This window comes from Acidovorax sp. SUPP3434, assembly GCF_030159015.1.
Classification (GTDB): Bacteria; Pseudomonadota; Gammaproteobacteria; order Burkholderiales; family Burkholderiaceae_C; genus Paracidovorax.
Genome location: NZ_BQXL01000008.1, coordinates 136650 through 159030 on the forward strand (window position 1 = coordinate 136650; position 22381 = coordinate 159030).

General features: G+C 65.3%; 20 protein-coding genes and 2 tRNA genes. 14 read left to right on the forward strand and 8 right to left on the reverse strand.

Annotated features, from left to right (window positions below; all coding sequences use genetic code 11):
* Positions 1-42 precede the first annotated feature (42 nt).
* From AVKW3434_RS14385 to AVKW3434_RS14410, 6 genes are all read left to right on the forward strand, one after another.
* On the forward strand, positions 43-462 hold the full coding sequence (locus tag AVKW3434_RS14385; RefSeq protein ID WP_284406383.1) for a MerR family transcriptional regulator: 420 nt from the start codon (positions 43-45) through the stop codon (positions 460-462).
* Between the two features lie 29 nt (positions 463-491).
* Positions 492-568, forward strand: a tRNA-Pro gene (locus AVKW3434_RS14390).
* 376 nt (positions 569-944) lie between these two features.
* Positions 945-2087 (forward strand): sedoheptulose 7-phosphate cyclase, encoded by a 1143-nt coding sequence (locus tag AVKW3434_RS14395; protein ID WP_284406384.1) that lies wholly within the window; start codon positions 945-947, stop codon positions 2085-2087.
* Positions 2074-2508, forward strand: a complete 435-nt coding sequence (locus tag AVKW3434_RS14400; RefSeq protein ID WP_272563831.1) for a GlcG/HbpS family heme-binding protein — start codon at positions 2074-2076, stop codon at positions 2506-2508. Before AVKW3434_RS14395 ends, AVKW3434_RS14400 begins: the two co-directional genes overlap by 14 nt.
* Positions 2505-3260: an SDR family NAD(P)-dependent oxidoreductase gene (locus AVKW3434_RS14405; protein WP_284406385.1), complete on the forward strand. Its 756-nt coding sequence runs from the start codon at positions 2505-2507 to the stop codon at positions 3258-3260. The genes AVKW3434_RS14400 and AVKW3434_RS14405 overlap by 4 nt, the downstream gene beginning before the upstream one ends.
* A 9-nt stretch (positions 3261-3269) precedes the next feature.
* On the forward strand, positions 3270-4169 hold the full coding sequence (locus tag AVKW3434_RS14410; protein WP_284406386.1) for a DMT family transporter: 900 nt from the start codon (positions 3270-3272) through the stop codon (positions 4167-4169).
* On the opposite strand, the gene AVKW3434_RS14415 is transcribed toward AVKW3434_RS14410, so the two are convergent.
* The gene (locus AVKW3434_RS14415) at positions 4166-4987 is read right to left on the reverse strand and encodes a LysR substrate-binding domain-containing protein (RefSeq protein WP_284406387.1); all 822 of its coding nucleotides are present in this window, start codon (positions 4985-4987) and stop codon (positions 4166-4168) included. The two genes, AVKW3434_RS14410 and AVKW3434_RS14415, sit on opposite strands and share 4 nt — an antisense overlap.
* Here AVKW3434_RS14415 and AVKW3434_RS14420 point away from each other — a divergent pair.
* Both AVKW3434_RS14420 and AVKW3434_RS14425 read left to right on the forward strand, forming a co-directional pair.
* Positions 4974-5954, forward strand: coding sequence for an ROK family protein (locus AVKW3434_RS14420; RefSeq protein ID WP_284406388.1), 981 nt, complete (start codon positions 4974-4976; stop codon positions 5952-5954). The two genes, AVKW3434_RS14415 and AVKW3434_RS14420, sit on opposite strands and share 14 nt — an antisense overlap.
* Position 5955: 1 nt before the next feature.
* On the forward strand, positions 5956-6873 hold the full coding sequence (locus AVKW3434_RS14425; RefSeq protein WP_284406389.1) for a carbohydrate kinase family protein: 918 nt from the start codon (positions 5956-5958) through the stop codon (positions 6871-6873).
* A 93-nt stretch (positions 6874-6966) separates the two neighbouring features.
* Here the strand turns inward: AVKW3434_RS14425 and AVKW3434_RS14430 are convergent.
* The 3 genes from AVKW3434_RS14430 to AVKW3434_RS14440 all read right to left on the reverse strand — a co-directional run bounded on the left by AVKW3434_RS14430 (position 6967) and on the right by AVKW3434_RS14440 (position 8544).
* Positions 6967-7056 (reverse strand) — tRNA-Ser (locus tag AVKW3434_RS14430).
* Between the two features lie 60 nt (positions 7057-7116).
* Complete coding sequence (locus AVKW3434_RS14435) at positions 7117-8037, reverse strand: SPFH domain-containing protein (protein WP_272563823.1); 921 nt, start codon at positions 8035-8037, stop codon at positions 7117-7119.
* Positions 8038-8118: 81 nt separating this feature from the next.
* Positions 8119-8544, reverse strand: a complete 426-nt coding sequence (locus AVKW3434_RS14440) for an NfeD family protein (RefSeq protein WP_284400507.1) — start codon at positions 8542-8544, stop codon at positions 8119-8121.
* Positions 8545-8678: 134 nt separating this feature from the next.
* Between AVKW3434_RS14440 and AVKW3434_RS14445 the strand changes: the two genes are divergently transcribed.
* Together AVKW3434_RS14445 and AVKW3434_RS14450 are read left to right on the forward strand one after the other, a co-directional pair.
* Positions 8679-11060: an arginine/lysine/ornithine decarboxylase gene (locus AVKW3434_RS14445; RefSeq protein WP_284406390.1), complete on the forward strand. Its 2382-nt coding sequence runs from the start codon at positions 8679-8681 to the stop codon at positions 11058-11060.
* Between the two features lie 175 nt (positions 11061-11235).
* Positions 11236-11796 carry a fasciclin domain-containing protein gene (locus AVKW3434_RS14450; RefSeq protein WP_284406391.1) on the forward strand — a complete coding sequence of 187 codons (561 nt, stop codon included), beginning with the start codon at positions 11236-11238 and terminating at the stop codon, positions 11794-11796.
* Between the two features lie 137 nt (positions 11797-11933).
* On the opposite strand, the gene AVKW3434_RS14455 is transcribed toward AVKW3434_RS14450, so the two are convergent.
* On the reverse strand, positions 11934-12809 hold the full coding sequence (locus AVKW3434_RS14455) for a DNA ligase (protein WP_284406392.1): 876 nt from the start codon (positions 12807-12809) through the stop codon (positions 11934-11936).
* A 75-nt stretch (positions 12810-12884) separates the two neighbouring features.
* Positions 12885-13682 (reverse strand): enoyl-ACP reductase FabI, encoded by a 798-nt coding sequence (fabI, locus tag AVKW3434_RS14460; protein WP_272563819.1) that lies wholly within the window; start codon positions 13680-13682, stop codon positions 12885-12887.
* A gap of 125 nt (positions 13683-13807) precedes the next feature.
* Here fabI and AVKW3434_RS14465 point away from each other — a divergent pair, with 125 nt between their 5' ends.
* The 4 genes from AVKW3434_RS14465 to AVKW3434_RS14480 are packed head-to-tail and all read left to right on the forward strand — an operon-like array spanning position 13808 to position 19518.
* A complete protein-coding gene (locus AVKW3434_RS14465; protein ID WP_284406393.1) occupies positions 13808-15640 on the forward strand; it encodes an extracellular solute-binding protein in 1833 nt (610 codons plus the stop codon).
* Between the two features lie 59 nt (positions 15641-15699).
* Positions 15700-16737 (forward strand): microcin C ABC transporter permease YejB, encoded by a 1038-nt coding sequence (locus AVKW3434_RS14470; RefSeq protein ID WP_272563817.1) that lies wholly within the window; start codon positions 15700-15702, stop codon positions 16735-16737.
* Positions 16730-17818: an ABC transporter permease gene (locus AVKW3434_RS14475; RefSeq protein WP_284406394.1), complete on the forward strand. Its 1089-nt coding sequence runs from the start codon at positions 16730-16732 to the stop codon at positions 17816-17818. Before AVKW3434_RS14470 ends, AVKW3434_RS14475 begins: the two co-directional genes overlap by 8 nt.
* Complete coding sequence (locus tag AVKW3434_RS14480; protein WP_502869087.1) at positions 17815-19518, forward strand: ABC transporter ATP-binding protein; 1704 nt, start codon at positions 17815-17817, stop codon at positions 19516-19518. Before AVKW3434_RS14475 ends, AVKW3434_RS14480 begins: the two co-directional genes overlap by 4 nt.
* Before the next feature lie 138 nt (positions 19519-19656).
* On the opposite strand, the gene AVKW3434_RS14485 is transcribed toward AVKW3434_RS14480, so the two are convergent.
* On the reverse strand, positions 19657-20040 hold the full coding sequence (locus AVKW3434_RS14485; RefSeq protein WP_272563815.1) for a FlxA-like family protein: 384 nt from the start codon (positions 20038-20040) through the stop codon (positions 19657-19659).
* 56 nt (positions 20041-20096) lie between these two features.
* Entirely contained in the window at positions 20097-22355 is a 2259-nt protein-coding gene (locus AVKW3434_RS14490) for a diguanylate cyclase domain-containing protein (RefSeq protein WP_284406395.1), read from the reverse strand.
* Positions 22356-22381 lie beyond the last annotated feature (26 nt).

The following is a 22381-nucleotide window of genomic DNA, read 5'->3' on the forward strand; positions in this document are numbered from 1 at the left end:
GCTGCAGTACGCTGCTTGTTTATTCGCTAGAAACCGCGTCCCATGGGCACACCGCTTCCTCCCATCCCGGCCAAACGGTATTTCACCATTGGAGAGGTGGCCGCGCTCTGTGGCGTCAAACCGCACGTACTGCGCTATTGGGAGCAGGAGTTCACGCAGCTTCGGCCCATGAAGCGCAGGGGAAACCGCCGCTACTACCAGCACCACGAGGTGCTCATGATCCGTCGCATCAGGGATCTGCTGTACGAGCAAGGCTTCACGATCAGCGGCGCGCGCAATCGCCTTCAGGAGGTCGACTCCCTGCCGCCGGAGATGGATGGCAACTCCTCTTTCGCCCTGCAGGCAGCACATGGGACCGACCTGTCGAGCCAGACAACAGCGTTGCCCTCGATTGCTCTCTTAGATGCTCAGGTCCTGCGGCGGGAATTATTTGAAATTCGTGCGCTGCTTTCCTTGAACTGAGTTTTTTGTGCATATAATCTAAGTCTTGTCGGCGTGTAGCGCAGCCTGGTAGCGCACTTGCATGGGGTGCAAGGGGTCGCGAGTTCGAATCCCGCCACGCCGACCATTTATAAAAAAATCAACGGGCTATCGCCAAAAGCGGTAGCCCGTTTTTTCTTTGTCTTACCGCATTCTCTTGCCCTCTGGGCTTTGCGGTTCCCACAGTGCAGGGTCGACCTCTCCATTCCTCCCTGCACCCGCATTGATCGTTGCTCGGTCAGTCGGCATCAAGGCGATCTACGGCCCCGTGCTCGCTAGGGGGCGCTCCAGATAAACCGGGACCCGGCTTTGGCCCGCTTGCCTGCGCTTGTGAGGGATTCATCAACCAAGCCGTAGAAAGCTCGCGAAACGTTCAGCAATGCCGACATCGCTTCGCAATACGCTTGGCTCCCTACAAAAAAGGGAGGGCATGGATGAACGATCGGGTAATATGGCCGGCAAGCATGGGAGCGCTGACCCGTTTTGAGGCGCATGGCTGGAGGGTGCATGCGACCCAGGAGGTTTCATATGAAGTGCGCCAGATCGATGGCATCTTCGGTCTCGACTCCCTCGAATTGATCGCCTGCGGCAGGGCCCAGCCTTGTTTGCGCCAAGCCATCGTGATCGATGCACGCGTGGATCAACTCTACGGCGAAGAAATGCGTGCGTACTATGGTCACCATGGAGTCGAGGTTTCCATCCTGAGTCTTTCCGTTTCGGAAGAAACGAAAGACCTGGATGCGGCCATGACGATCGCCCGCCACCTCGAATCGGCAGGGGTGCTGCGCCGTTCGGAGCCCGTGGTTGCCATCGGAGGTGGCGTGTTGCTCGACCTCGTCGGTTTTGCAGCAGGGCTCTATCGGCGAGGGATTCCTTACGTCAAGGTTCCCACCAACGCCATGGCGCTGTGGGATGCCGCGGTGGGTATCAAGACGGCCGTGAATGCGCTGGATCGTCGCAACCGCCTGGGCTCATACCACGCGCCCACCGTTGCCCTGCTGGATCGCAGCTTCTTGTCGACGGTGGAGTCCCGCGAACTCTCCAATGGAATGGGAGAGTTGCTCAAACTCGCGGTGATCAAGAGCCCTCGGTTGTTCGACCTGCTGGAGCGGCACTCCGAGATGCTGCTGCTGACCCGCTTCCAGGACGGGATCGTCGCTCCGGAGGTCATCGGTCTGGCGGTGGAGGGCATGCTGGAAGAGTTGGCTCCCAACCTGTGGGAGCTCACGCTGGACCGATGCGTCGATTTCGGACACTCGTTTGCTCCGCTGATCGAGATGAAGGCGCTGCCCGAATTGCTGCATGGCGAGGCGGTCGCTTTGGATGTGCTGTTCTCTTGCCGCCTGGCGCGGGCGAGAGGACTCCTTGCAGACCAGGATGTGCGTCGGGTCGTGCGTGTCATGAAATCCATGCAATTGCCTTTGCGGCATCGCTTTTTCGAGCAGCCCGACCTGCTTCAGGAGGCGCTGGCCGACACGATGCGTCATCGCGATGGCCGGCAGCGACTGCCACTGCCCTACGGGATCGGCGCATGCCGCTTTGTGAATGATGTGGACGCCGATGCCATCCGCATTGCTGCCGAGGAGATGGCGCATGCAGATGCCTGAAACCGGTCTTTCGCGGCTGAGCGCCAGCCAGGCGCAGCAATTGGTGCAAAGCGCGCTGATCACAGGCCTGGACGAAGGCCTGGCCGTTTCGGCGGCGGCGGTGGACAGTTCCGGACACCTTCTGGCGTTTGCCCGTGCGGACGATGCCTTTCTGGGATCGATCGATGCGTCGATTGCGAAGGCGCGGACAGCGGTTTATTTCCGCAGGGACACCGCCGCGATGCAGCAGGCGCTGGAACAGGGCAAGACCGCCTATCTCGCCCTGGCCGACGTCCTGCCCCTGGAAGGCGGCGTTCCGCTGCTGGTGGGAGGAACCTTGGTGGGCGGACTCGGAATCAGCGGTGCCGCGTCTGCCCAGGATGGGGTGCTGGCCCGGGCCATCGCATCGTTGCTGAACTCGTTGTCAGGTCGGACCCCATGAACGCTTTCAAGGACAAGGTGGTGCTGGTCACTGGCGGAGGCACGGGCATCGGGCGGGCGACGGCGCTTGCGTTCGCCAAGCAAGGCGCCCACGTGGCCATCGCGGGCCGCACGGTGTCTTCCTGCGCTGAGACCGCCAAGATGATTCTGGACGCCGGCGGAATCGGCTTCGCGGTGGCCTGCGATGTCGGCAGCGAGAACGACGTGATGAACCTGATGGACGATGTCGAGCGCCGCCTTGGTGTCGTGGACATCGCATTCCTCAATGCGGGCGTTGGAACAGCCTCGGCCATCGTCGACCAAGACATCGACGCGTTTGAAGCGGTCATGCGCACCAATTGCACAGGGTTCATGCTGTGCATGAAACATCTGCTCAGACCGATGTACGAGCGGCGTTCGGGTTGCATCGTCAACAACCTGTCCGTACACGCCCATCGCACGATCCTGGAAGGAACGGGCGCGTACACCGCTTCCAAGCATGCAGCGCTTGCGCTGACCAAGGCCGCCGCAGTCGAGGCGGCTCCTTATGGTGTGCGCGTGAATGCCGTGTCCCCTGGGCCGATTTCCACGGAGATGCTGGCCCGCTCCAGTGCTGTCTCCGGCGGTCTGGAGGGATGGGCCGAGCGGCTGCCCATGAAGCGCGTGGGTGAGCCGAATGACGTGGCGCAAGCCGTGCTTTGGCTCAGCAGTCCCCAGGCCTCTTTTTTGACGGGCGCGGTGGTGCCCGTGGACGGCGGCTTTCTCGCACTTTGATGCCCGAACATGACATGGATTGCTTTGGGCCTGCTGGCCGGGTTGGTGCTGGGAACCTACGACTTTTTGACCAAACTCGCCCTCAAGGAAAAAACGGTCCTGGAGGTGGTGCTGTGGTCGTCCGTTCTCGGCGCGCTGATCTGGGCTCCGTTCTTTTTCCTGCCGGCCGCTTGGGCAGGCACGCTGCAACCCATGGGGTTGTACCCTGCCGCGTTGACCCGGGCCGAGCAGTTGGCCTTGCTGCCCAAATCCGCAATGATGGTGGTCACGTGGATTCTTTCGTACTACTCGGTCAAGTCCTTGCCGTTGTCGATCTCCGCGGGCGTGCGCGCTTCTGGGCCGCTCTGGACGGCGGCGGGTGCCATCGTTTTTCTGTCCGAGCAACTCAACTGGTGGCAATGGATGGGGCTCGCAGTCTCCATGGGGTCCTACTACCTGTTCTCTTTGATCGGGCAAAAAGAGGGCATCCGGTTTCAGCGCAACGGGTGGGTGCTGTGCATGCTCGCGGCCACGTTGCTGTCTTCGGCCAACGCGCTTTACGACAAGCACATTCTGGCAACCCTGCAATTGGACTTGGCCGCCGTCCAGGCGTATTCGGCCATTCAGCGGGGCGGCATGGCGCTGCTGCTATTGCCCTGGGTTTTCGGGGCGATGGAATGCCGAAGCCTGTTGTCCCGAAATTGGGCGGTTCCTGCGATTGCCGCTGCGTACATATTGGCCGAGTTCATTTATCTCACGGCCGTGCAGACCGAAGGCGCTCTGATCTCGGTGATATCGGTGCTTCGGCGAACCAATCTCGTCATGGTGTTCGCGTTGAGCGCCCTGTTCTTCGCCGAGCGATTCATTCGGCAAAAAATGCTGGCAATTTCAGGCGTGTTGGTCGGCATCGTGCTGACCATCGTTCATTAGCCATCTTGCACCAATGCGCGGATCCAATGGATCACGGTGCTGCCGTGGCGAGAGATCAAGGCCCGCTCCGATGCGAGCAGGAAATAAGCCTGCTCCGACGGAATGGCGATGTCGGAGACCCGCACCAGACTGCCGTTTTGAAGAAGGCCTTTCACCAGAGAACGCCGACCCAGTGCGATCCCTTGCAGATTGAGGGCTGCATCCAGCATGAAGCCTGTGTCGGAATAGGTCAGCGTGCGCTGCGCCGGCGAGATCTGTATGCCGGCCTTCTTGAGCCAGGGTTCCCAGGGCTGCCTGCTATGGGACAGGAACACCGCGCGTTTGAACAGGTCCTGGACACTGGGCGCATCGCAACGTTTCAGATAGGCCGGTGCAGCCACTGGAAACCACTCGTCCTCCAGCAGCGGTTCGCAATGGTGGGCCTGGGGCCGTGCTTTGGCGAACCGGATGGCAATGTCTGCCTCTCCCTGATCGACGTCCACCTTGCATGTGGTCGGCGACACCTCGATGGAGACGGCCGGGTGCAGGCGCTGGAATTCGGTGAGGGCTGGAACCAGCCGAAAGCGTGCAAAAGAAGGCAACACGCTGATTCGGATCACGCTGCGCTCCTGCGTGAAGCCCGAGAAGGCCTCTTCCAGCGTGTCCAACGCGTCTTTCATCTGCTGATGCAAATGCTCGCCTTCGGGGGTCATCGCGACCGAGCGGGTCGTCCGTGTGAACAGGCTATTGCCCAGCAGTCGTTCCAGTTCACGAATCCGGTGGCTGACGGAACTGTGGGAAATATTCAGCTCGTCTGCCGCTTTGTTGAAGCTGCGCATGCGTGCCACAGCGTCGAACGCAAGAATCAAATGGATGGGGGGTATCTTTCGCATGGACGCGGATAAGGAAAATTCGAAGGAAAGATTCCATATCGGGATCGATCTGGGCGGGACGAAAATCGAAGGCATCGTACTCGACCATCAATATCGAGAATGCCGGCGAATCCGAATGGAGACCCGGGCCAGCGACGGCTATCTTCCAGTTTTGCAGCGCATTATCGAAATGCATTCCCAACTGGCTGCTGTGGTTTTGGGTGAAGACGCGACATTGGGAATCTGCACCCCGGGGTCCATTTCGAAAACCACCGGCTTGCTGAAAAATTGCAATGCAACCGAGTTGAACGGCCATCCTCTGCAGGCGGATCTGCGCCAGCGGCTGGGCCGCCCATTCGCCATGGAAAACGATGCCAACTGCTTTGCGATGGCTGAAGCCCTCCAAGGCGCAGGCAGCGGTCACGGCTGCGTGCTCGGGCTCGTGCTTGGCACAGGAGTGGGGGCAGGCATCGTGGTCAATGGTCGCGTGTGGAGCGGGCGCCATGGCATCGCCGGAGAATGGGGCCATATGTCCATCGATCCGGACGGGCCTGCCTGCTATTGCGGCCGCCAAGGATGCGTCGAGCGCTATCTGAGCGGAACTGCGCTGGAGGCCGGCTACCGGCAGTCCACTGGGCAATCCGCCGATGCCGCCCGCATAGTTGAAATGGCGCGCCATGGCGAGGGCGCAGCCGTCGAACTGCTGGACCGATTCCTCAGTCAATTTGCCGGCGCGGTCGCCAACGTGGTCGCCATTCTGGACCCGGATGTGATCGTCATCGGCGGTGGGCTTGCCAGCATGAATGAACTGTATGAAGAGGGTGCTCTTCGGCTGCAGCGCATGGTCTTCAACGATGACTTCCACACCCCCGTGCTGCGCAACAGGCTGGGCAATTCGGCGGGTGTGATCGGCGCTGCCATGGTCGGGGTTTGAAGTGCGTGTCCTGACGATTGGTGGTGCCACGCTCGACATCGTGGTTGCAGGGGTGGACGCGATGCGTGGCACCGGAGCCAAACACGATGTGGCCAGCGTGCAATGGTCCAGTGGAGGCGGTGCGGTGAACGCGGCGCTGGGATTTGCGGCCTTTCACGCACAGGTCACGGCCTGCTGCGCTGTCGGCGCGGATGTGGAAGGGCGATGGCTGAGCGACACGTTGGACCGGCAAGGCATCGCGGTGGAACGTGTGCAGACCATCCCCGGATGCTCCACGGGAAAGGCCGTGATCCACCTGGACCCGCAGGGCGATGCCACCGTGTTCGCGCAGCGCGGTGCCAGTACCCGGCTGTCGTTGGCGGATGCCTCTGGGATGCTCATGCAAGCCGAGCTTGTCTATGTGTCCGCGTTGGCCGATGCCGCCACCGACGAGTTGAGCCACGCGTTGGCGGGCCTGCCGTCCCGGCCTTTCCAACTGGTGGTCAATCCGGGCGCACGTGCACTGCGCCAATCGCCTGACCCCTTGGAACGGTTGCTGCAAGCGGCGGACCTGGTCTGCCTGAACGCGATCGAAGCGCGGTGGCTGGCCGCCCACAGAGGTGTGACCTGCGCCGCGGAGATGGATGCCCACGAGGCCGTGGCGCTTGCCGCTGCATTGGTACGCCGCCAGGGGCAAGGGGTGCTGGTCACCCTCGGCGCTGGCGGTGCGGCGTTCTTCGATGGGCAGCACGGCCACCACCACCCTGCAGAGCCCACCACCGTCGTGTCCACACTGGGTGCAGGGGACGCCTATGCGTCGGCGTTTGCCTTCCACTGGTTTTCGGGGCGTGGGGCCCGGGCCTCGCTGGAGGCGGCCAACCGCCGTGCGGTGGATGTGCTTGGCGTCGCGGCTGCGAATCTCGCCACCTTGGTCATGTAGGGCAACGAGGCGTCAACGCTGCATTGCGGCACGCAATAAAAAAGCCACCCGAAGGTGGCTTTTTTGTTCCCGACTTGGAATCAGGACTGTTTTTGGCGGAGAGGGCGGGATTCGAACCCGCGGTGGGGATTAGCCCACACACGCTTTCCAGGCGTGCGACTTAAACCGCTCATCCACCTCTCCGAAGCCCGCGATTGTAGCAGTGGTTTTGGCCTGTTTTTGGAAAAACCGTTGAAGGGCCGTTCAAGGCGCGCGTTGGGTCGTTTGAACCATCTTCATGGCGGAGCCGATCAGAGCAGACACTTCGCTCATGTTGCTGGGCACGATCAGTGTGGTGGTCGCATCCGCGGCCACCTTGCCGTACGCGTCCACGGCGCGCTCGGCCACCTTCAGCTGCACGGCCTGTTCGCCGCCCGGCTGCCGGATGGCCGCGGCGACTCGCTCGATGGCCTGTGCGGTGGCTTCGGCCACGGCCGTGATGGAGGCAGCCTCGCCCTGGGCGTTGTTGATCTGCGCCTGCTTTTCGCCCTCCGACCGCGCGATGAACGCTTCGCGCTCGCCGGTGGCGATGTTGATCTGCTCCTGGCGGCGGCCTTCCGAAGCGGCGATGAGGGCGCGCTTTTCGCGCTCGGCCGTGATCTGCGCCTGCATGGAGCGCAGGATTTCGGCCGGTGGCGTGAGGTCCTTGATTTCGTAGCGCAGCACCTTCACGCCCCAGTTCAAAGCGGCCTCGTCGATCGCCTGGACCACCTGGGCGTTGATGATGTCGCGCTCTTCGAAGGTCTTGTCGAGTTCGAGCTTGCCGATCACGCTGCGCAGCGACGTTTGCGCCAGTTGGGTGACGGCCATGATGTAGTTGCTGGAGCCGTAGCTGGCGCGCATGGGGTCGGTCACCTGAAAGTAGAGGATGCCGTCCACCTGCAGCTGGGTGTTGTCGCGGGTGATGCAGACCTGGCTGGGCACGTCGAGCGGAATTTCCTTGAGGCTGTGCTTGTAGGCCACGCGGTCGACGAACGGCACGAGGAAGTTCAGCCCCGGCGTGAGGGTGCCGGCATATTTGCCCAGCCGCTCCTTGACCCAGGCGTTCTGTTGGGGAACCACCTTCACCGAGCGTGCGATGAAGATGCCGGCGATGACGACGATGACGAGGGCAATGATTTCCATGGGGTCCTTTGCGATGGTGAAGATTCGGATGGGTGCGTTGCGTTGCGTTGTGGCGGTGCGTGAGGGGGCAGGGGGCCGGCCTCAGAGCTTGTCGACCAGCAGCCGGTTGCCGATGACTTCCGCCACGCGGTGCATGCCGGAGGAGGGCGCATTGCCGGGGCGCAGGACCACCGTCCATTGGGCGCCGCGGTAACGCACCTGCGCGGTGCCGTCGGAGTTCCAGATCTCCACGTTCACGGACTCGCCCACATCCATGTTCACATCGCGGTTGCTCGATGCGGGCTGGGCGCCCGGGTTCTTTTTACGGAACACATAGCAGCCCACCACGCCCGCGGAACCGACCGCGGCCGCCGCCAGCAGCTGCGCCGCGACCGAGCCGCCCGCATGGGCCGCCAGGGCACCGGCGGCCAGGCCGATGGCCAGCATGAGCAGGTAGAACGTGCCCGTGAACAGCTCCACGGCAACGGCCCCTCCCGCCATCAGCCACCAGAGGGTGGATTGCTCTATCACTGCGCGCTCCTCGTTGTGTTTAGTGCACCACATTCTGGGTCAAAAGACCGGACCGTCAAAGGCGTGACAACGTTATTCCTTACACTTCGCGCCTGTTTCGTTTTTTGGGCCCGCTCGCTCGGAGGCTGCGCATGAAATTCCGCTTTCCCATCGTCATCATCGACGAGGACTATCGTTCCGAGAACACGTCGGGCCTGGGCATCCGCGCGCTGGCGCAGGCCATCGAGTCGGAGGGCTTCGAGGTACTGGGCGTCACGAGCTACGGCGACCTGTCGCAGTTCGCGCAGCAGCAAAGCCGCGCGAGCGCGTTCATCCTGTCGATCGACGACGAGGAGTTCACCCTCGGCTCGGGCCTGGACCCCATCGTGCTGAGCCTGCGCACCTTCATCGCCGAGGTGCGCCGCAAGAACTCCGACGTGCCGATCTACGTGCACGGCGAGACCAAGACCAGCCGCCACCTGCCCAACGACATCCTGCGGGAACTGCACGGCTTCATCCACATGTTCGAGGACACGCCGGAGTTCGTGGCCCGCCACATCATCCGCGAAGCCAAGAGCTACCTGGAGAGCGTGCAGCCGCCGTTCTTCAAGGCGCTGCTGGACTATGCCGAAGACGGCTCGTACAGCTGGCACTGCCCCGGCCACTCCGGCGGCGTGGCGTTCCTCAAGAGCCCCGTGGGACAGATGTTCCACCAGTTCTTCGGCGAGAACATGCTGCGCGCCGACGTGTGCAATGCGGTCGAGGAACTGGGCCAGCTGCTGGACCACAACGGCGCCATCGGCGAGAGCGAGCGCAATGCCGCGCGCATCTTCAATGCGGACCACTGCTTCTTCGTGACCAATGGCACCAGCACGTCCAACAAGATGGTGTGGCACCACACGGTGGCGCCCGGCGATGTGGTGGTGGTGGACCGCAACTGCCACAAGTCCATCCTGCACAGCATCATCATGACGGGCGCCATTCCGGTGTTCATGAAGCCCACGCGCAACCACTTCGGCATCATCGGCCCGATCCCCCAGTCGGAGTTCGAGCCCGAGGCAATCCAGGCCAAGATCCGCGCCAATCCGCTGCTCAAGGGTGTGGATGCCAAGGCCGTCAAGCCGCGCGTTCTCACCCTCACGCAATCCACCTACGACGGCGTGCTCTACAACACCGAAACCATCAAGGGCATGCTCGACGGCTACGTGGACAACCTGCATTTCGACGAGGCCTGGTTGCCGCACGCGGCGTTCCACCCGTTCTACGGCAGCTACCACGCGATGGGCAAGAAGCGCGCGCGGCCCAAGCACTCGGTGGTGTATGCCACGCAGTCCATCCACAAGCTGCTGGCCGGCATCAGCCAGGCCAGCCATGTGCTGGTGCAGGACTCGCAGACGGTCAAGCTCGACCGGCCGCTGTTCAACGAGGCGTACCTGATGCACACCTCGACCTCGCCGCAGTACAGCATCATCGCCAGCTGCGACGTGGCCGCCGCGATGATGGAGCCGCCCGGCGGCACGGCGCTGGTGGAGGAAAGCCTGCTTGAAGCCCTGGACTTCCGCCGCGCGATGCGCAAGGTGGAAGAGGAGTTCGGCAAGGACGACTGGTGGTTCAAGGTGTGGGGCCCGGACAAGCTCGTGGACGAGGGCCTGGGCCGCGCCGAGGACTGGGTCATCCGCAGCGACGGCAAGGGCAAGAAGAACCACGCCAGCAAGTGGCACGGCTTCGGCCAGCTGGCCGACGGCTTCAACATGCTGGACCCGATCAAGTCCACCATCGTCACGCCCGGCCTGAACCTGGACGGCAAGTTCGACGAGAACGGCATTCCCGCCTCCATCGTGACCAAGTACCTGGCCGAGCACGGCGTGGTGGTGGAGAAGACGGGGCTCTACAGCTTCTTCATCATGTTCACCATCGGCATCACCAAGGGCCGCTGGAACACGCTGCTGACGGCGCTGCAGCAGTTCAAGGACGACTACGAGAAGAACCAGCCGATGTGGCGCATCCTTCCGGAGTTCTGCCAGCAGCACAAGCGCTACGAGCGCATGGGCCTGCGGGACCTGTGCCAGCACGTGCACCAGCTCTATGCCAAGTACGACATCGCGCGCCTGACCACCGAGATGTACCTGTCGGACCTGACGCCGTCGATGAAGCCCAGCGACGCCTATGCGCACATCGCGCACCGCAAGACCGAGCGCGTGGAGATCGATGCGCTGGAAGGCCGCATCACGACCAGCCTGATCACGCCGTACCCACCCGGCATTCCGCTGCTCATTCCGGGCGAGGTCTTCAACAAGAAGATCGTGGACTACCTCAAGTTCTCGCGCGAATTCTCCAAGCTGTGCCCGGGCTTCGAGACCGACATCCACGGCCTGGTGGAGATCGAGGACGACAACGGCAACGTGCGCTACTACGCCGACTGCGTAGCCGCCGCAACGCAGCCGCCGTCCGCGCGCAAGAGCCGCAAGAACGCGCCTGCCGCCGAAGACATCGTGCAGGTGGGCAGCGACGGACCGTTCGGCCGCAAGGTCTGATCGCCGCGCAAGGCCGTGGGCCTTGACTCCGAAAGCCCGGCTGCGCGAAAGCGCCTCCGGGCTTTTTGTATGGGAATGTCACGGGATTGAATCCAGGCGGCTTCCTGCACCGTATCAGTGTTCAGCCGCGCGAATTTTCGGGCGGCATCCACCCACTGACACAACGGAGATTTCCATGACCTTTCGCATGAATGCCCGCCTGGCCGCCGCCAGCCTCACGCTCGCCTTGTCTGCCGCTGCGATGCCCGCTTTCGCGCAGGTGACCGTCGGTGGCGCGCCGATGTATCCGACCAAGGACATCATCGACAACGCGGTGAACTCCAAGGACCACACCACGCTGGTCGCCGCCGTGAAGGCCGCCGGCCTGGTGGACACGCTGAAGGGCCCCGGTCCTTTCACGGTGTTCGCGCCCACCAACGCCGCCTTCGCCGCACTGCCTGCCGGCACGGTGGACACGCTGTTGAAACCCGAGAACAAGGCCACGCTGACCAAGGTGCTGACTTACCACGTGGTGGCGGGCAAGGTCGATGCGGCGGCGCTGTCCAAGATGATTGCCGACGGCAAGGGCTCGGCCAGCCTGAAGACCGTCGCCGGTGGCACGCTGACGGCCAAGGCCAGCGGCTCCTCGATTGCGCTGACGGATGAAAAGGGCGGCATGTCCAACGTGACCATCGCCGATGTGTACCAGTCCAACGGCGTGATCCACGTCGTGGACAAGGTGCTGCTGCCCAAGTAAGCCGCGCCGGGCGGTCCGCATCGTTGGCACCCGATGGCGCCAGCCGATGCGGGCCTTGCCAATGCATCCAGGAAAGCCGCAAGGGTACCCCGGAGGGGCCTTGCGGCTTTTTCCGTGGGAGCCCGGCCCCAGGCCTGCTAGGGTGCGGCGGCGTGCATGTCCTCGCGCACGCGCAGGAAGCTGGCGAAGCGCGGCAGGCCGCCCTCGTGCGTGCCGCGAAAGCGGTAGGTCACCCAACTGCCCAGGGGCGGTGGATGCGCCCGGTCCGCATCGGTGAAGCCGGCGCCGAGCCGAAAGCGCTGGCCGCCGGGCATCTCCACCAGCAAGGCGCCCATGCGGCCCCGGTGCCGGCCTTTGCCGGGCACGTAGCCCACGACCCGCGCTTCGGTGTCTTCATGGGTCTTGAGCTTGATGAGATCGTCGCTGCGGCCGGCCTGGTAGAGCGACGCCCCACGGTGCAGCATCAGCCCTTCGCCCCCGTCGCGCACCGTGCGGTGCAGCAGGGCCTGCAACCGGGCGTCGGTGGCGATGCGCTGCTGGGGCACGGCCTGCACCCAGGGCTGGCCGATGCCGGCCACGGCGGCCTGCAATGCCGGCAGGCGCTCGTCGAACGGGCCGCCCTGCGCGGGCAGGTCGAACACCATGAACTGCAGGTGGCGCCAGGCCACATCGTCAGGCCGCTGCTGCCGCACGGTGGACTGTGCCTGAGCGAAGCGGCCCCGGCCGGCCCACAGCTCGCCATCCATCGGCATCGCGGGCCAGCCCTGGGTGAACCAGGCGGGCGCATTCACCCGCTCGCCACCGCGCGTGCGCAACTGGTGGCCGTCCCAGTAGCCGCGCACCCCGTCGTACTTTTCGCTCACCCAGTAGTCCGCCAGCGGCAGCCCGGCGCGGTAGACGTTGGCCAGCAGCAGGGGCGGCGGCGAGGCGGTCGATGCCGGCGCTGGGGGTTGCGCCCAGGCCGGCAGCGCGCCGCAGACCAGCAGGACGGTGATGGCGATGCGGCGAAGCATGGCACTGTTTTGCTATAATTTTAATAGCGGTATGCCCTAGAGAAATATGCGCCGGCGGCCGATTCGGCTTGAATCTCAGGACAGCTCGGCGCTTTCCCGGCTGATGCCGCCCGTCTGGCTGAAGCCGCCGTCCACGTACATGATCTCGGCCGTCACGCCGCTGGCCAGGTCCGACAGCAGGAAGGCGGCGGCATTGCCCACGTCTTCGATCGTCACGTTGCGGCGCAGGGGCGAGGCGCCGGCGACCACGCCCAGCAGCTTGCCGAAGTCCTTGATGCCGCTGGCCGCCAGGGTCTTGATGGGGCCGGCGCTGATGCCGTTGGCGCGCATGCCGCGCGGGCCCAGCGATTCGGCCAGGTAGCGCACGCTGGCCTCCAGGCTGGCCTTGGCCAGGCCCATGGTGTTGTAGTTGGGCACCGTCCGCAGCGCGCCCAGGTAGCTCAGGGTGACCACGGACGATTTTTCGTTGAGATAGGGCAGGGCGGCCTTGGCCATGGCGGGAAAGCTGTAGGCGCTGATGTCGTGCGCGATGCGGAACGATTCGCGCGACAGCCCTTCGAGAAAATCGCCGGCGATCGCCTCGCGCGGCGCGAAGCCGATGCTGTGCACGAAGCCGTCGAACTTCGGCCAGGCCTGTGACAGGTCGGCGAACATGCGGTCGATCTGCTCGTCGCTGCCCACGTCGCAATCGAAGATGAGCTTGGAGTCGAACTCGGCGGCGAAGTCGGTGATGCGGTCCTTGAAGCGCTCGCCGACGTAACTGAAGGCAAGTTCTGCGCCTTGCGCGTGGCAGGCGCGGGCGATGCCGTAGGCGATCGAGCGGTTGGACAACACGCCGGTGATAAGCAGCTTCTTGCCGGTCAGAAAACCCATGTTTCTTCTCCTGTGGAATGCGGGGGGTTGGGGGCGTGGTGGCGGCGCGTGCGCCGCTGATGGCCCACCGGGGCATGTGACATGCGACCCGTCGGGGCGCCGCCAGCGTAGTGCAGAATTGTCGCATGCGTCTTTGGCCGATCTTGTTGCTGTGGGGGAGTGCGATGCCCGTGTGGGCGGGACACGCCTATGCGCTGTGGGGCGAGCCCCGGATGCCTGCGGGCTTCGACCACTTCGGATACGTCAACCCCGACGCGCCCAAGGGCGGCGAGCTGCGGCTGGTGAGCAACCTGCGCGTCTCCACCTTCGACAAATACAACCCATTCACCATCAAGGGCAATTCGCCGGCCTACCTGTCGGACCTGATGTTCGATACGTTGCTCACCGGCTCGCTGGACGAGACCGCCACCGGCTACGGTCTGCTGGCGCAGGACGTGGAGGTGGCCGCCGATGGTCTCTCGGTGGTGTTCCGCCTGCGGCCCGAAGCGCGCTTTCACAACGGCAAACCGGTGCTGGCGCAGGACGTGAAGTTCAGCTACGACACGCTGATGGGCCCCTACACCTCGCCGGCCTACAAGACGGCGCTGTTCGACGTGGCGGGCATCGACGTGATCGACGACCGGACGGTGCGCTACCGCTTCAAGCACCCCAACCGCGAGCTGCCGCTCACCGTGGGCGGGCTGCCGGTCTTCAGCCGCGACTGGGGCGTGGAGAACGGCAAGGCCAAGCGCTTCGATCAGGTGGTGATGGACATCCCGATCGGCAGCGGTCCTTACAAGATCGGTCCGGTGCGCTTCGGCAAGGACATCACCTACGTGCGTGACCCCGGCTACTGGGCGCGCGATCTCAACGTGCGCAAGGGCACCGCCAATTTCGACCGCATCCTGGTGAAGATCTACCGCGACAACACCGCGCGGCTGGAGGCGCTCAAGGCGGGCGAGTTCGACCTCATGCGCTTTTTCAGCGCGGGCGACTGGGCGCGCCGCGTCACGGGGCGCAAGTTCGATACCGGCGAGCTGGTCAAGGGCAACTTCGAGCACAAGCTGCCTTCGGGCTTCCAGAGCTACGTGCTCAACACGCGCCGGCCGCTGCTGCAGGATGCCCGCGTGCGCGAGGCGCTGGGGCTGGCCTACGACTTCGAGTGGATGAGCCGCCAGCTGTTCTACGGCGCCTACCAGCGCATCAACGGCCTGTTCGGCAACACCCTGTGCGAGACCCGCGGCACACCCACGCCCGAGGAGCTGGCGCTGATGGAGCCCTGGCGCCAGAGCCTTCCCGCCAGCGCCTTCGGCCCCATGACCACGCCGCCGCGCACCGAGGGCGGCACCACGCTGCGCGACAACCTGCGCCGTGCCCAGGCCCTTTTGAGAGAGGCGGGCTGGGAGGTGAAGGACGGCGCGCTGCGCAACGCGCAGGGCCAGGCCATGGTGCTGGAGTACCTGGACAGCAGCGAGGGCGGCGTGCGGTCGCTTTCGTCGTGGATCCGCAACCTGCAAAAGCTCGGCATCACGCTGAACTTCCGGGCGGTGGATTTCGCGCTCTACCAGCAGCGCCTGAGCAAGTTCGACTTCGACATCACCACCATCGCGTACCAGGGCACCAACAACCCGGGCCAGGAACTGGCCGACATGTTCGGCTCGCAGGCGGCGGACACGGAAGACTCGGGCAACTTCCCCGGCGTGAAGAGCAAGGCCGTGGACGCAATGATCCGCAGCATCGTGTCGGCCAAGACGCTGGACGAGCTGCTGCCCGCCTGCCATGCCCTGGAGCGCGTCATCGCGCACGGGCACTACCTGATTCCCCAGTACACCGCGCCTTCGCACCGCATGGTCTACAACGCCTGGCGCCTGGAGCGGCCGGCCACGCTGCCGCCGTATTCCACGGGCGAGGCCTGGGCCATCGACACCTGGTGGGCGCGCATGCCGCCCCAGACGGCGCCGGGCCCCGCGCGGCGCTGATCCGTTCGACCCCCAGCACCGTCCAGACCCGCCCAATTTTCCGACCCACCACCGCCGCCATGTTCGCCTACATCCTCAAGCGCGTGCTGCTCATGCTGCCCACCCTGCTGGGCGTGCTGCTGCTGACCTTCGTGGTGATCCAGTTCGTGCCGGGCGGCCCCGTCGAGCAGTACCTGGCCGAGTCCAAGGCCGGGATGGGACGCGGCGGCGGCGGGGCCGAAGGCGGCGGCCTGGCCTACCGGGGTGCGCAGGGCGTGGACCCGAAGCGGCTGGAGCAGATCAAGGCGCTCTACGGCTTCGACAAGCCGGCGCACGAGCGGTTTTTCCAGATGCTCGGGCAGTTCGCGCGATTCGACCTGGGCCGCAGCTTCTTTCAGAACAAGGACGTGTGGCAGCTCGTGAAGGAAAAGCTGCCCGTGTCGATCAGCCTGGGCCTGTGGACCTTCTTCATCAGCTACCTCGTGGCCGTGCCGCTCGGCGTGGCCAAGGCGGTGCGGGCGGGCTCGCGCTTCGACTTCGTCACCACGCTCATCGTGCTGGTGGGCTACGCCATTCCCGGTTTCGTACTCGGCGTGGCGCTGCTGGTGATCTTCGGCGGGCAGTTGCAGTGGTTCCCGCTGCGGGGGCTCACCTCGGCGAACTGGGACGAGATGACCTGGGGCGCGCGCATCGTGGACTACCTGTGGCACATCACGCTGCCGGTCACGGCCATGGTGCTGGGCAGCTTCGCGGTGACGGCCATGCTGACCAAGAACGCCTTTCTCGAAGAGATCCGCAAGCAATACGTGCTCACGGCCCGCGCCAAGGGGCTGTCGGAGCGGCAGGTGCTGTGGAAGCACGTGTTCCGCAATGCCCTCATTCCCATCATCACGGGGTTTCCAGCGGCGTTCATCGGGGCGTTCTTCGCCGGCTCGCTGCTGATCGAGACGCTGTTCTCGCTCGACGGCCTGGGCCTGCTGAGCTACGAAAGCGTGATCCGGCGCGACTACCCCGTGGTGCTGGGCACGCTGTATCTCTTCACGCTGATCGGACTGGTGACCAAGCTGGTGAGCGATCTTTGCTACGTATGGGTGGACCCGCGTGTCAAGTTTGACTAACCCCCCCGAGCCGGCCGGTGGCCGTACCCCGACAGGCGCGGTGCCCGTGGCCCCGTCGCTCTCGCCCGGCCGCCGTGCGTGGCGCCGCTTCAAGCGCAATCGGCTGGGCTACTGGAGCCTGATCCTGTTCAGCGCGCTGGTGGCCCTGAGCCTGGTGGCGGAGCTGATCAGCAACGACCGTCCCCTGATCGTGCGCTACGAAGGGCAGACCTACCTGCCCATGCTGCACGACTATCCCGAGAAGACTTTCGGCGGCGATTTCGACACCCCCACCGACTACCTGGACCCGTTCATCCGCGAGCGGCTGAAGCAAGGCAGCAACTGGGCGCTGTACACGCTGAACCCCTACGGTCCGGACACGCTGAACTATTTCGCGAAGTCGGCCAACCCGTCCGGCCCCACGGCGCAGAACTGGCTGGGCACGGACGACCGGGGCCGCGACCTGCTCGCGCAACTGATCTACGGCTTTCGCGTGAGCGTGCTGTTCGGCATCGCGCTCACGGTGGTGGGCGTGCTGCTGGGCGTCATCACCGGGGCGATCCAGGGGTTTTTCGGCGGCAAGACCGACCTGGCGTTCCAGCGCTTCATCGAGATCTGGGGTTCGATGCCCGAGCTGTACCTGCTCATCATCTTCAGCGCCGTGTTCGCCCCCAGCGTCGGGCTGCTGCTGGTGCTGCTGTCGCTGTTCGGCTGGATGGGCCTGTCGGACTACGTGCGCGCGGAGTTCCTGCGCAACCGGCAGCTCGACTACGTGAAGGCCGCCCGCGCGCTGGGCGTGCCCAACGGGCAGATCATCTGGCGCCACATCCTGCCCAACAGCATGACGCCGGTGGTGACCTTTCTGCCGTTTCGCATGAGCGCGGCCATCCTGGCGCTCGCCTCGCTCGATTTCCTGGGCCTGGGCGTGCCGCCCGGCACCCCGTCGCTGGGCGAGCTGCTCAACCAGGGCAAGAACAACATCGACGCCTGGTGGATTTCGCTGTTCACGTTCGCGGCGCTGGTGGTCACGCTGCTGCTGCTCACCTTCATGGGCGACGCGCTGCGCGATGCGCTCGACCCCCGCAAGGCAGACCATTCATGAGCGACGCACGCATGCGCGGCACCGCGCCGATTCCAGACTCTTCTGCTTCATCGTCTTCGGCCGGCACTTCGCCTGCCGCCTCGTCGGCGCCGCTGCTGCAGGTGCAGGACCTGCACGTGCGCTTCGGCGACAAAGAAGTGGTGCGCGGGGTCGGCTTCGACATCGCGGCGGGCGAGAAGCTCGCGCTGGTGGGCGAATCGGGCTCGGGCAAGACCATCACCGCGCTGTCGATCCTGCGGCTGGCGGGCGATGCGCACATCACCGGCCGGGCGCTGATGGACGGGCAGGACCTGCTGGCCCTGTCCGAGCGCGAGATGCGCGGTGTGCGCGGCGGCGACATCGCCATGGTGTTCCAGGAGCCCATGACGGCACTCAACCCGCTCATGGCGGTGGGGGACCAGGTGGCCGAGGTGCTGCAGCTCAAGCAGGCGCTCTCGCGCGCCCAGGCCCGCCAGGCGGCCGTCGAACTGCTGGCCAGCACCGGCATTCCCGAACCCGCCCGGCGTGCGGACGCGTTCCCGCACCAGCTGTCGGGCGGGCAGCGCCAGCGCGCGATGATCGCCATGGCCCTGGCCAGCCGCCCGCGCCTGCTGCTGGCCGACGAGCCCACCACCGCGCTGGACGTGACGCTGCGCGGCCAGATCCTCGACCTGCTGTCCGACCTGCAGCGCCAGACCGGCATGGCCGTGCTGCTCATCACCCACGACCTGCACCTGGTGCGCAAGTTCGCGGACCGCGTGGCGGTCATGGAGCACGGCGTGCTGGTGGAGGCCGGCGCCGTGTCGGATGTGTTTCGCGCGCCGCAGCACGCGTACACGCAGCGGCTCATCGGCAGCGTGCCGCGCCGCGACGTGCTGGAGCCGGAGCCCTCGGCCACGGCGGTGCCCGCGGCGCAGGCGCACGCGCTGCGCGTGGCCTATGCCACGCCGCTGCCCGGCATCCGCGGCTGGTTCCGCCGCGGGGAGTTCGTGGCGGTGAAGGGGGCCGACTTTTCCATCGCGCCGGCCCGCACGCTCGGGGTGGTGGGCGAATCGGGTTCGGGCAAGTCCACGCTGGCGCAGGCGCTGCTGGGGCTGCTGCCGTACCAGGGCGACCTGCGGATCGCAGGGCAGGGCTGGCAACTGCCGGCCCAGCGCAACACCCCGGCCAATCAGGCCTTGCGCCGGCAGGTGCAGGTGGTGTTCCAGGACCCGTTTTCGTCGCTGTCGCCGCGCCTGACGGTCGAGGAGATCGTGGGCGAGGGACTGCAGGTGCACGAGCCCGGCCTGCCGCCCGCCGACCGCCGCGCGCGCGTGGAGTCGGCGCTGCAGGACGTGGGACTGACCGACGCGCAGTTCCCGGGCCTGCTGGCGCGCTATCCGCACGAGTTTTCCGGGGGGCAGCGCCAGCGGCTGGCGATTGCCCGCGCGCTCATCCTGAGCCCCCGGCTGCTGGTGCTGGACGAGCCCACCAGCGCGCTCGACGTCACCATCCAGCAGCAGGTGCTGGCGTTGCTGCAGCGCCTTCAGAAGGAGCGTTCGCTGAGTTACCTGCTCATCACGCACGACGTGGCCGTCATCCGTGCGATGGCGCACGACGTGATCGTGATGAAGGACGGCGAGGTGCTGGAGTCGGGCCCGGTGCAGACGGTGCTGGATGCACCCCGGCATCCCTATACCCAGCGGCTGGTGTCCGCGGCCGGGCTGGATGGGGTGGATTGAGCCGGATTTGGGGTGTTTTCGGCCCCATGCCGGGGTATTGATTGTCCTGATTGCTATCAATTAAGTAGCAAAACACCGGTTTGAGGCGTTGGGGCGCGCCGCGCGTTCGTGCGGTCGGCTGGGCGCCGTGCGCTGCGATCAGGCGAAGGTATCGACCTGCGTGCCCAGCGTTGTGGAGGCGGCGGGCGGGGTCTTCTTCTGGTCGGCCGACTGCTGCTGCTCCATGGCCTTTTCCATGGCCTTTTGCTGCTGCTCCTGCTGCTGGGCCTGCTGGATGGCTGCGATCTGCTGCTGCACGAGCTGGATCTGGTTCTGCAGCGCCTGCAGCTTCTGCTGCTTGGCTTTGGCGTCGTTGGGGTCGGATGCCTGGCTGGCTTCTGCCGACGCCTGCTTGAGATCGGCCGTGAGGTCCTTGAGCTGCTTTTGAAGCGCCGCGATGTCGCCGCTCGATTGGCCCGAAGAGCGGCTCCCCGAAACGCTGGTGGAGGAAGTGCTGGAGGCGGAGGAGATGGACAGGGACATGAAGGAGTATCGGCCGGTCGGGGACGAAACTGTAGGCCTTGCCGGCTTTTATTCCGTCATTTCCTGTCCGCCGGCACGATGGTGGGCTCCTGGTCGGGCCCGGCATACAGCCGGAAATGCCCCCGCCCCGCGCGCTTGGCCGCATACATCGCCATGTCGGCGCTGCGCGACAGCTCCTCGAAATTGCGGCCATGCTGCGGAAACAGCGCGATGCCGCCGCTCAGGCCGATCTTCCGGACCTCGCCCTGCAGATCGAACGGCGGTTCGCACGCGGCCATGATCTTTTGCGACACCAGGCAGGCCTGGTCGGCGTTGTCCAGCTTGGGCAGCAGCACGACGAACTCGTCGCCCCCCTGGCGGCACACCGTGTCGGAATGCCGCACCGCGCCCTTGAAGCGGCGGGCGACCTGCACCAGCAGCAGGTCGCCGGCATCGTGGCCGAGGGTGTCGTTCACCTGCTTGAACCCGTCCAGATCGATGTACATCAGCGCCAGGCTGCGGTCGTCCCGCAGCGCGTGCGCGATGGCCTGCTGGGCGCGGTCCTGCAGCAGCACGCGGTTGGGCAGGTCGGTCAGCACGTCGTACTGCGCGAGGTGGGCCATGCGGCGCGACATCTCCATGGCCTCGGTCACGTCGCGCAGCACCATCACCGTGCCGGTGACATGCCCGTGCCGGTCGGTGATGGGGCTGACCGATTTCTCGATGTCGATGCGCCGTCCGTCGCGGCACTGGAGCACCACGCCGCGTTTCGAGGGCTGGGCCCGGCCTTCGGCCAGCGCCTGGCGGGTGGGGCTCAAGCCGCTGTCGCTGCTGGCCTCCTGCAGCGGCACGACGTCGTCGATGTCCGATCCGGCGGCATGAAAGGCCTGCCAGCCGGTCATCTTTTCGGCCACCGGGTTGATGTAGGTGACGCAGCCCTCGGCATCGGTGCAGATGACCGCATCGCCGATGGACTGCAGCGTCAGCCGGATCAGCTCCTTTTCCTCGAACAGCAGGTCTTCCATGCGCTTGCGATCGGTCAGGTCGTCGATCTGCACGAAGATGCCCTGCACCTCGTCGCCTTCCTTGTCCGGGATGTACGACACCAGCGTGTGGCGCACCTCGCCGGAGGGCAGGGGCATGGTCCGCTCGAAGACCTGCTTGTGGCCCTTGAGCGCCTGCCGGATGTGCGTCAACGCGTGTTCGTAGGTTCCCCTATCGAGCACGTCCAGCAGCTTCACGTTGGGCATGCGGTCGCGCGAGACGCCCAGCCAGTCCATGTACGCCTGATTGGCGAAGCGGTTGTGCTGGTCCTTGTCCCAATAGCTCACCATCGAAGGCAGGTTGTCCAGGATGGTGCGCGTGTCGTGTTCGGCCTGCTTGAGCTGTGCCGCGATGGCCTGGCGGCGCTGCAGCTCCCGCGCGAAGAGGGCGGACAGGCCCAGGCAGGCGGCCATCAGCAGCACCGCGAAAGCGCCCAGCACCTTGGCGCTGGCGCGCCACTTGGCCAGGATGGTGTCCGCCGACTGCCCGACGCTCACCGCCAGCGGGTAGTTGCCGATGCGGCGGAAGGTGTGCAGCCGCTCGGTGCGGTCCTGCGGGTCCTGCGCCGTGTAGCTGCCGCTGTCGACCGTCTGCAGCCGCGTGAGCAGGCCGGAGTCGTCCATCGGCTGGCCGACATCCTTTTCGGCATAGGGAAAGCGCGCGACGGTGGTGCCGTCGCGGGTGCTCCACAGCTCGACCCGGCTCATCGGTCCGACATCGATGGAGGCGAACAGCTCCTTGAAATAGTTGATTCTCACGGTGCCCACCACAACGCCGCCGAAGCTGCCGTCGCCGCGGAAATACGCGCGGCTGATGGGCAGGCTGTACGAGCCCGACACCCGGCCCCGGATGGGGTTGCCGATGTACAGCCCCTCGCGCTGGCTGGTCTGGTGCACCTGGAAATAATCCCGGTCGGCCAGGTTGAGGTTCAGGCGCTCCAGGCTGGTGGATCGCATCACCACGTTGCCCTTGTCGTCCAACACCGCGACCGCACCCAGGCCGGGCGTGTGCAGGGAATGGTCGAACAGGAACGTGTTGCGCATCTGCGGGCTCAGGCTCGGCAGGCCGGGGTCCGACAGGCTCTTGGCCACCCCGACCAGCGAGTAGTCGAAGCCGTTCAGGGTGCGCTGGATGTTCTGCTCGATGGTGCGTGCCAGGCTGCTGTTGGTGTGCAGCGCGTACGACCAGGCATCGTCGCGGATCGTGAGGATCGCCCGCACGAAGAGCGCACCGATGCCTGCCGACAGCACGAGGGCCAGCAGGACGAGGCGACGGGGCGAAATCTGGGGCATGGCGCATGGCGGCCGGCACGGAGGCC